Raw genomic sequence first — 10286 nt, forward strand, 5'->3', positions numbered from 1 at the left:
GTGGTCTGGCCGGTCAGTCCGCACCGCCTTCAAGGTCACCCTCGAGTTCCAGGTAGGTCTGTTGAAGCCCGTCGATGGTGGCGGCGTCGGGTTTCTCCCACAGGCCGCGGTCGGCTGCTTCCAGCAGGCGTTCGGCAATGCCGCGCAGCGCCCAGGGGTTGGCCGTTCGCATGAACTCGCGTGTGTCCGGGTCAAAGACATAGGAGGCGGCCAGCGATTCGTACATCCAGTCCTGCACGACACCAGCCGTCGCGTCGTAGCCGAACAGATAGTCGACGGTCGCCGCCAGTTCGAACGCACCTTTGTACCCGTGGCGGCGCATCGCGGCGATCCACCGCGGGTTCACCACCCGGGCGCGGAACACCCGGTGGGTCTCCTCCTGCAGGGTCCGGGTCTTCACCGCATCCGGTATGGCGCTGTCCCCCACATAGGCCGCCGGTGAGGTCCCGGTGAGTGTGCGGACCGCCGCGACCATCCCGCCGTGGTACTGGAAGTAGTCGTCGGAGTCGACGAGGTCGTGTTCGCGGGTGTCCTGGTTTTTCACCGCGACCTGGATGCGGCGGAACGCCTGTTCCATATCGGCCCGAGCCTCCCGCCCGTCGAGGTCACGGCCGTAGGCGTAGCCGCCCCACACCGCGTACACCTCGGCGAGGTCCGCGTCCGACCGCCACGCGCGTGAGTCGATGAGCGGCAGCAGGCCCGCGCCGTAGGCCCCTGGTTTCGACCCGAAGATCCGGGTGGTCGCCTTCCGCCGGTCACCGGGAGCCACCGTGTCACCCGCCATGTCTGATGTACTCGCTATGCCCGATCTGCTCGCCATGGCACGCAGGTCGGCGCGGACGTGGGCGGCGAGCGCGTTGTCGGCGTCGGCCTCGTCGTCGAGCGCCGCGACGGCGCTCACCACGTCGTCGAGCAGCGCGACGACGTGGGGGAAGGCGTCGCGGAAGAAGCCGGAGATCCGCACGACCACATCCACCCGGGGACGCCCGAGCTCACCGAGCGGTACGACCTCGAAACCGGTGACCCGCCGGGAGGCGTCGTCCCAGGTCGGCCGGCAGCCGAGCAGCGCGAGCACCTCCGCGATGTCGTCGCCCTGGGTGCGCATCGCGGACGTGCCCCACACCGTCAGGCCCACCGCGGACGGATAGCCCCCGGTGTCGGCGAGGTGACGGGCGAGCAGCGAGTCCGCGAGCGTGCGGCCGGTCTCCCAGGCCAGCCGGGACGGGATCGCCTTCGGGTCGACCGAGTAGAAGTTCCGCCCGGTCGGCAGCACGTTGACCAGCCCACGGGTGGGTGAGCCGGACGGCCCCGGTGGCACGAACCCGCCGGTCAGGGCACGCAGAACATGGATGATCTCGTCCGGGGTGCGGTCCAGCCGCGGCACCACCTCGGACGCGGCGAACACCAGCACCTTCTCGACCTCGGTGACGTTCGCGCCCACAGCCATAGCCGACTCAGGGGATCCGAGGACATCCGCGCACACCCCGGACGCGGCGGCGGGCTCCCAGCCGGCGGCGTCCATGCCGGTGACGAGCGCGCGGGCGGCCGCCTCGAAATCATCCACATCGGCGCGCGGGGCGCTGGCGCCCTCGACATGGCCCAGCGCGGCCCGTAGTCCCGGCAGCGCTCCGGCGGCACCACTCCACACCTGCGCCGCCCGCAGGATCGCGAGCACCAGGTTCACCCGCGCCGCACCCGCCGGGGCGTCTCCGAGAATGTGCAGGCCGTCGCGGATCTGGGTGTCCTTGACCTCGCACAGGTAGCCGTCGACATGCAGCAGGAAATCGTCGAAGTCCGCGTCATCCGGACGGTCAGTCAGGCCCAGATCGTGATGGAGCCGCGCGGCCTGGATCAACGTCCAGATCTGTGCCCGGACCGCGGGCAGCTTGGTCGGGTCGAGTGCGGTGAGCGTCGCATGCTCGTCGAGCAGCTGCTCCAGCCTGGCCATGTCACCGTAGGTCTCGGCGCGGGCCATCGGCGGTACCAGATGGTCAACGATCACCGCGTGTGCGCGGCGTTTCGCCTGCGTGCCCTCGCCCGGGTCGTTGACCAGGAACGGGTAGACCAGCGGCAGGTCGCCGAGGACGGCATCGGGGGCACAGCCGGCCGACAGGCCGAGCCCCTTGCCGGGCAGCCACTCCAACGTGCCGTGTTTGCCCAGGTGCACGACGGCATCCGCGCCGAACTCGGAGTCCAGCCAGCGGTAGGCGGCCAGGTAGTGATGGGACGGCGGCAGGTCGGGATCATGGTAGATCGCCACCGGGTTCTCCCCGAATCCCCGCGGGGGCTGGATCATGAGCAGGATGTTGCCGAACCGCAGCGCGGCCAGCACGATCGCGGGTTCGCGAGCTGATCGGGTGCCATCCGGGGCCGCATCGATGTACAGGGCGCCGGGTGGGTCACCCCAGTGCCGGGCCATCCCCTCCCGCAGGGCCGCCGGCAGCGCGTCGAACCAACGCTGGTAGACCGAGGCCGGTACCCGGACCGACGCGGCGGCGAGCTGTTCCTCGCTGAGCCATTCCGTGTCGTGCCCGCCAGCGGCGATCAACGTGTGGATGAGGGTGTCCCCGTCGGCGGGCACGGCACGCCCGTCCGGGCCGTGCTCCCCCAGCTCGTAGCCTGCGGCGCGCAACGCGGCCAGCAACCGGACCGCGGACGCCGGGGTGTCCAGACCGACGGCGTTACCGACCCGGGCGTGCTTCGTCGGGTACGACGACAGCACCAGCGCGACCTTCTTCTCGCTGTTCGGCAGGTGTCGCAGCCGGGCCAGGCGCGCGGCGATCCCGGCCAGGCGCGCGGCTCGCTCGGGGTCGGCCGCGTAGACCGGCACCCCGTCCGGCCCGGCTTCCTTGAACGAGAACGGCACCGCGATGATCCGGCCGTCGAACTCGGGGATCGCGACCTGCATGGCCGCGTCCATCGGCGACAGGCCCGCGTCGGCCGCCTCCCACTGCGTCCGCGAGGAGGTCAGGCACAGTCCCTGCACGACGGGCAGGTCCAGCGTGGCGAGCGCGCCGACGTCCCACGCCTCGTCATCGCCGCCCGCGGACGCTTCCGACGGCCGGGTGCCACCAGCGGCGAGCACGGTCACGACCAGCGCGTCCACCCCGGCGAGCAGGCCCAGGACACCGGCGGCCGCGCCGGCCGGGTCCGGGCCCAGCTGGCGGCTCAGGCCACGCAGGGACGGGGCAAACACCGGCCGGGCATTCACCCCGCGGGCCTCCAACGCGTCGCACAGCACGTCCACGAACGCGGTGTTGCCGGACGTGGCGTGCGCCCGGTAGAACACGACCCCGACGGTGGGACGATCCGCCTTGCTCTCCCGCAGGCCGTGTATCCCAGCCGCCGGCATCACCGCGGGCGGGGCGAAACCGAACCCGGTGAGCAACAGTGTGTCGGCGAGGAAGCGGTACAGCTCGGCAAGGTTCGCGGTGCCGCCCTCGGCCAGATATCCCAGCGCTGCCGTGACAACCCCGGCCGGTACAGTGGAGCGGCCCATCAGCTCGGCGTCGGGCACCGCTTCCCCACCGAGCACCACGGTGGGCAGGCCCGCGGTAAGCGTCGCGCCAAGACCGTCCGGCCAGGTTCGCAGGCCTCCGAGCAGCCGGACGACCACCGCCTGGGCACCGTCGAGCAGCGCGGGGATGTCCGCGGTGGCCAGGCGGGCGGGGTTGGCGACCCGCCACGGCAGCCCACTCGCGCGGGCTGCCAGCAGCTCGGTGTCCGCCGTCGACAACAAGACGATCACAGGTTCGTCACCGGCGGACATCTCAGGGCGCTCCCGGCGGGACGAAGGGACGTGCGGGCGGCGGACCGCCGTCGAGGAGCGCGCGGACGGCGGCGGTATCGAGATGGTCGGCTATCAGATCGCCGAGCGCGTCGAGCCGGCGCTGGCGGACGTCGGCGAAACAGGTGAAGGCCGGGGTGAAGGAGCGTCCGGACCGGGTGGCCGCGTCGACGAGCAACGCCCGGCGGAACGCGTCGTTCTCCAGCAGCCCGTGCCAGCTGGTGCCGGCGACCGCGCCCACGCGGGTGCCGTCCGCGGCGAACGGTTCACCGCCGTCCACGGCCGGCCGGCCGTGGCGGATCTCGTAGCCGGTGACCGCGAGCCCCTCGCTGGTCGTGCCCGCGCACCGGCTGAGTATCTTGTCCCGGGCGAAGGTGGTAGTCACCGGGAGCAGGCCGAGGCCGTCCACCTCCCCGGTACCGGACTCGACCGGGTCGTCGATGCGACGGCCGAGCATCTGGTATCCGCCGCAGATCCCGAGCACCGGCCGGCCAGCGGCCGCGCGGGCCCGCAATGCCGCGTCCAGGCCAGCGCGGCGCAGCCAGGCGAGGTCCGCCACGGTCGCGCGGGTCCCAGGAATGATCACGAGATCGGCGTCGATCAGGTCCGCGGGCCGGGACACGAAGGCTACGGCCACGCCGGGCTCGGCCCGCAGCGCGTCGATGTCGGTGATGTTGGACAGCCGCGGCAGCCGGATCACCGCCACCCGCAGGAGTTCCTCGATCGCTGATGGTCCGGCCGGTGGGAGTCCTTCAGGGTAGGAGGCAAGATCGAGGGAGTCCTCGACATCCAGCCACAGGCCGGAGCGCCACGGCAGCACACCGTGCACGGCGCGCCCGGTGAGCTGTTCGAGCTGGCGCAGACCGGGATCGAGCAGCCGGGGGTCACCACGGAACTTGTTGATGATCCATCCGGCGATCAGTGCCTGGTCGGCCGCGTCGAGCAGCGCCAGGGTGCCGAACAGCGCGGCGAACACCCCGCCCCGGTCGATGTCGCCGACGACGAGCACCGGCAGGTCCGCGGCCCGGGCCAGCCCCATGTTCGCGATGTCGGTGTCCCGCAGGTTGATCTCCGCGGGTGAGCCCGCTCCCTCGCAGATCACCGCGTCGAACCGGCCGCGCAGGTCGGCCAGACAGTCCGCGACAACGGTGGCCAGGTGCGCCTTGTGCGGACGGTAGCCCAGGGCGTCCACCTCGGCGACGGGACGGCCCAGCACGATGAGCTGGCTGTGCCGGTCGCCGCCCGGTTTGAGCAGTACCGGGTTCATCGCCGCCTCCGGCTCGGCCCCGGCGGCGGCGGCCTGCATCGCCTGGGCACGACCGATCTCGGCGCCGTCCGCCGTGACGACGGAGTTCAGTGCCATGTTCTGGGCCTTGAACGGCGCGACCCGCACCCCTTCCCTGGCCAGCCATCGGCACAGCCCAGCGGTGACGACGCTCTTGCCCGCGTCCGATCCCGTTCCGGCGATCAGCAACGCGCCGCCGCTCACCGCCCGTTCCGCCGCCGCGCCCGGCTGGACGTCCACGCTGACCAGGCTGCTGACCACGTTGCCGAGCGGGCCGCCGAGGCGGCCGCGGCGACACCCGCTGACAGTGCCAGCGCGCTGGCGCTGACCGCGGCGGACAGGACCGCGGCCCGTTCCAGATCGGCAGGCTGGGCGGCCCGGCCGTATCCCATGACCGGCCGGTGTTCGACCCCGTGGTGGTAACGCAACGTCCCGCCCAGGCGCAGCCCGAGCGCGCCGGCGAACGCGGCCTCCACCTGACCGGCGTTCGGGCTCGGATGGCTTGCGCCGTCGCGGCGCATCACCCAGTAGGCGTCGACGGGTGAGCCGCCGACGACCGGCGCACACGCGCATGCCAGCAGGCCGGCGACCCGGGACGGCAGAAGGTTCGCGAGATCGTCCAAACGGGCCGACGCCCAGCCGAAGCGGGCGTGCCGGCTGCTGCGGTAGCCGACCATGGCGTCCAAAGTGTTGATCGCCCGGTAGCCGAGCAGGCCCGGTACGCCGCCAAGGGCTCCCCACAGCAGTGGCCCGACCACCGCGTCCGAGGTGTTCTCCGCCAGCGACTCGACGCCGGCCCGGGAAAGCCCACCGGTGTCGAGCACAGCGGGATCCCGGCCGCACAGCGCCGGCAGGCGGTCCCGGGCCGCGGCCACATCACCGTGGGCGAGGTCGCTGCCAAGCCGGCGGCCATGGCGGCGCAGGGACGTGCCGCCGAGGACTGTCCACGTCGCCGCCGCGGTCAGGGCCAACGAGGTTGCCCGCTGATAGCCCAACCGGCTGCCGGCCCGGTCCATACCGGTCCGCGCCAACGCACCGAGCGCGACCGTGCCACCGGCGAGCATGGATGTGTAGGCCAGACCGGCGGCGCGGTTGTCGTGGTAGAGCAGCCGTTCGGCATGGTCGGCAACAGTGCCGAAAGCGGCTACCGGGTGCATCCGCGCCGGGTCGGCGAGGATGACGTCGAGCGCTGCGCCGGCCAGCAGACCGGCGGCGCGGACCCATCCGGACATGTGTACCCCCGCGACGTGTGGCTGGAGATCGGCTCTTCACCACCGCCAGCTCGGCGGTGTGGTCGGGCGTTCAGCGCCGCAAGCGGGGCTGCCGCGACGATTCCGTACGGGTGAGGTCATGCCGGGATCCGGCCGAGATTCGGGAACAGACGGCGTCAGGGGGCACTCCCACCGGTTTCCTCCGTGTCCATCGGCTGGGGCCCGGTGCATCGGCTGGGCCTGTTGAGCAGAACAGATCCCCCGGCTTCCGGTCAAGTGCACCAACCGGTCACCCGTGCCCTTCATCGGCAGACGGCCGCGTCTGGGGCCGGCCAGCAGGCAGGCCGGTGCGGCGCGCCGGAGTCAGCCGGTGAACGGGTTCAGCACGCGCACGCCGGTGCGCTCGAAGTCCCTGATGTTACGGGTGACCAGAGTCCAGCCGTGCAGTCTGGCGGTGGCCGCGATGAGCGCGTCGATCGTGGGAACGGGCTGGGTTCTGCTCTGCCCACCCCATCCCCTGGCGATCTGGGTGGTTACCGGGATGATACGCCTGTCGAACTCCTGAACGATGTTGTCCAGCCAGCTCCTGAAAGCGGCTGCCTGTCGGTGGTCGCCTCGTTGGGACAGCCCGGTGACGCCCCGCTCGATTTCTCCGATCGTCAGGGCGGACACATACAGGCGGTCCGGTGGTATGGCGGAGATCCATTCCGTGACGCCAGGGTCCTGCCTGCGCTTCCTGGTCTCGGACAGCACATTGGTGTCCAGCAGATAGCTCATTCACCGATGCCCAGATCGATGTCCCGGGGAAAGTCCTTCTTACGCGCGGTCTCGATGTCAGCCATGACGCAGACGACGTCGTCATCGAAGTACGGAGGCCCGAGCAGGAGCTCGGTGAGATTCCTGGCCGGAGTGGTCAGCCTTCGGTATTCAGCGATATCGATGACGACCGCGACCTCCTCGCCATGCCGGGTGATGGTTTGCGGACCGTCGTCCCGCACGGCGCGGAGCACCTCGCTGAAGCGTTGCTTTGCTTCCTGGACCTGCCAGCCCATCAGAACCTCCGACGTCAGTAGACTCTGGTCTGTCTAGACAGACCAGAGTCTACTCTGGTGACGGAGGCGGGAAGCGACCGGCGTCTTCCGGTCATAGCATCATGGAGTAGGCGACAACCCCGCGCCGGACGGCGTCGAGCGCGGCGTGGGCCGTGCGGCGGGCCCGCGAGCCATCCGGCGCGACCTGGGCGATCTGGTCGAGCAGGTCGATGAGCTGGCGCATCCAGCGAACGAAGTCCCCGGCGGTGACCTCCAGCCCGGAGTCGGTGAGGACCTTCGCCAAGGACAGCCCGGAGGCCCACCCGAACGCCGCCCAGACGAAGCCCGGCTCAGGCGGGCGCAGGAAGTCAAGCTGCTGGTCAGCCTCAACCGCACGCAGCCGGTCGGCGAGGCGGGCCGTTGCGGCCAGCGCCTCCCGCAACGCCGGGTCGCCGGGGATCTTCGGGGTGGCGGTGTCCTCACCGCGAGGCTCGTAGACCAGCGTTGAGACAGCCGCGGCCAGCGCCGCGGGCGAGAGCTCGTCCCATACGCCGGCACGGAGGCATTCCACGACCAGCAGATCCTGATCGGTGTACATACGCCCGAGGACACGGCCGGAGGCGGTGACGGCGTCACCGCGCAGATAGTCCAGGGTTTCCAGCGAGGCGCATACCCTGTCAAAGACCTTCGCGACGGTGTTCGTGCGGCCGGCGATCCGCCGCCGCAGCGTATCGGTGTCCCGCCGGAGCTTCGCATGGCGTTCGATCACACGCAGATGCGCCTCCCGGTCCGGGCAGCCGTGCACCGGATGGGCCCGTAGCGCACGGCGCAGCCGGGCGAGGTCCGCGTCGTCGGCCGCGCTCGCCCGCGCGCGGGCCCGGCGTCCGGCTTCAGCGGGAATCTCGATGGCGCGTAGGGACGAGGCGAGATCACGACGGGACTGCGGGGAACGCGGGTTGAACGTCTTCGGGACCCGCACCCGCCCCAGCGCCTCCACCGCGCAGGGAAAGTCGAGCAGCGACAGCCTGCGGACCTGCCGGTCGACGGTGAGGACAACCGGCCGGGGATCGGCGCCGTTGACCCCCGGGTCGAGCACGACCGCCAGCCCGCCGCGCCGGCCCGCCGGGATACGCACGACATCGCCGGCCCGTAGCCGGCTCAGTGACTCGACCGCCTCGGCCCGTCGGCGGGCGCTGCCCTCGCGTGACAGCGCCGCCTCCCGCGCTTTGATCGCCTCCCGCAGCGCCGCGTACTGCTCCACTGACCCCTGCGTGCACGCCATGCTGGCAGCCAGCTCCGCCAGCGCGCCATCGTTGCGGCGGACCTGCCGGGCCAGGCCGACGACCGCGCGGTCGGCCTGGAACTGGGCGAAGGAGGATTCAAGAACACCGCGGGCCTCGGTCCGCCCGAGCCGACCGACGAGATTGACCGCCATGTTGTAGGACGGGCGGAACGACGACCGCAGCGGATACGTACGGGTTGACGCCAGCCCCGCGAGCGCGACCGGGTCGAAGCCAGGCTGCCACAGCACGACCGCATGGCCCTCGACGTCGATACCCCGCCGCCCTGCCCGCCCGGTGAGCTGGGTGTACTCCCCAGGGGTGATGTCGGCACGGCTTTCGCCGTTGAACTTGCTGAGGCGTTCCAGGACGACCGTGCGCGCCGGCATGTTGATACCCAGCGCGAGGGTCTCCGTGGCGAACACGGCACGCACCAGACCACGGACGAACAGTTCCTCGACGACTTCCTTGAAAGTGGGCAGCATCCCGGCGTGGTGTGCGGCGATCCCGCGTTCCAGACCGTCCAGCCACTCCCAGTAGCCGAGTATGCGGAGATCATCCGAAGGGATGCTGGCTGTGCGTGCTTGCACATGCTGGCGGATGTTGTTCCGTTCATCCAGCGTCGTCAGCTGGAGACCGGCGCGCACACAGGCGGCGACCGCGGCATCACAGCCGGCCCGGCTGAACACGAAGGTTATCGCTGGCAGCAGCCCGGACCGGTCCAGGTGCTTGATGACCTCCGGCCGGCTCGGTACCCAGGCCCGGCGGCGCGGCGGCGGACCCGCGCTGCCACGGCCAGAGCCGCCGCCGGGCCGGGCGCGCGGCGTCTCGGGACGCCGGTTCTCCTCCCGGGCGAGTCTCAGCAGGCTCGGGTTGATCCGCCAAGGCGCGGCCGGTTCCGCCGACGGCCCGGTCACCGCGTCGGCCCGCGCTCGCAGGATGTCGTCCACGGACAGCGGACCACCGTTGACGAACAGGTCGTGCATCTCCCGGTCGGCCAGGACGTGCTGCCACAGCGGTACCGGACGGTGCTCACTGACCACGACACGGGTGTGCCCGCGCACGGTCACCAGCCAGTCGGCGAACTCCTCCGCGTTGCTTACCGTCGCGGACAGCGACACCAGACGAACACGCTGGGGAAGATGAATGATCACTTCTTCCCACACGGCCCCCCGCTGGCGGTCGGCGAGATAGTGGACCTCGTCCATGACGACGAAGGCGAGACGATCGAGGCCGGCCGGCTCCGCGTAGAGCATGTTCCGGAGGACCTCGGTGGTCATGACGACCACCGGCGCATCCGGGTTACGGGAGGTGTCGCCGGTCAGGAGGCCGACCGAGCCGCTTCCGTGACGGGCGACGAAGTCGGTGTACTTCTGGTTCGACAATGCTTTGATCGGCGTGGTGTAGAAGCAACGCTGGCCTCGCGTGAGCGCGAGGTGAGCCGCGAACTCACCGACGATCGTCTTGCCGGCACCGGTAGGAGCGGCAACCAGGACGCCTTCACCCGCTTCGAGTGCGTCGCAGGCCGCACGCTGAAAAGAATCGAGGCCGAATGGATACCTGCCCGCGAAATCGGCCAGTGCGCTGGGGGAGGTCTCAGGCAAGGCCTCGGGGCCTGGGGAGCCCGCGGGCGCGGTGGACACCTCGTCAGCGTACGGGACCGCTGGCGCGACGTTGCTAGTGCAGCGCCTC

General features: G+C 71.0%; 6 protein-coding genes. All 6 read right to left on the reverse strand.

Annotation, left to right across the window (positions count from 1 at the left end; all coding sequences use genetic code 11):
* Positions 1-13: 13 nt before the first annotated feature.
* The 6 genes from cobN to MJ797_RS13455 all read right to left on the reverse strand — a co-directional run bounded on the left by cobN (position 14) and on the right by MJ797_RS13455 (position 10237).
* Positions 14-3769 carry a cobaltochelatase subunit CobN gene (gene cobN, locus MJ797_RS13430; protein ID WP_239334684.1) on the reverse strand — a complete coding sequence of 1252 codons (3756 nt, stop codon included), beginning with the start codon at positions 3767-3769 and terminating at the stop codon, positions 14-16.
* Position 3770: 1 nt separating this feature from the next.
* Positions 3771-5276, reverse strand: coding sequence for a cobyric acid synthase (locus MJ797_RS13435; RefSeq protein ID WP_239334692.1), 1506 nt, complete (start codon positions 5274-5276; stop codon positions 3771-3773).
* A complete protein-coding gene (locus tag MJ797_RS13440; protein ID WP_239334686.1) occupies positions 5273-6304 on the reverse strand; it encodes a cobalamin biosynthesis protein in 1032 nt (343 codons plus the stop codon). The genes MJ797_RS13435 and MJ797_RS13440 overlap by 4 nt, the downstream gene beginning before the upstream one ends.
* Positions 6305-6646: 342 nt before the next feature.
* Positions 6647-7060: a type II toxin-antitoxin system VapC family toxin gene (locus MJ797_RS13445; protein WP_239334688.1), complete on the reverse strand. Its 414-nt coding sequence runs from the start codon at positions 7058-7060 to the stop codon at positions 6647-6649.
* Positions 7057-7335 carry a type II toxin-antitoxin system Phd/YefM family antitoxin gene (locus MJ797_RS13450; RefSeq protein WP_239334689.1) on the reverse strand — a complete coding sequence of 93 codons (279 nt, stop codon included), beginning with the start codon at positions 7333-7335 and terminating at the stop codon, positions 7057-7059. The genes MJ797_RS13445 and MJ797_RS13450 overlap by 4 nt, the downstream gene beginning before the upstream one ends.
* A gap of 91 nt (positions 7336-7426) precedes the next feature.
* The gene (locus tag MJ797_RS13455) at positions 7427-10237 is read right to left on the reverse strand and encodes a DEAD/DEAH box helicase (RefSeq protein WP_374582146.1); all 2811 of its coding nucleotides are present in this window, start codon (positions 10235-10237) and stop codon (positions 7427-7429) included.
* Between the last annotated feature and the right edge of the window lie 49 nt (positions 10238-10286).

It is taken from the genome of Protofrankia sp. CiP3, from assembly GCF_917627345.1.
Taxonomy (GTDB): Bacteria; Actinomycetota; Actinomycetes; order Frankiales; family Frankiaceae; genus Protofrankia.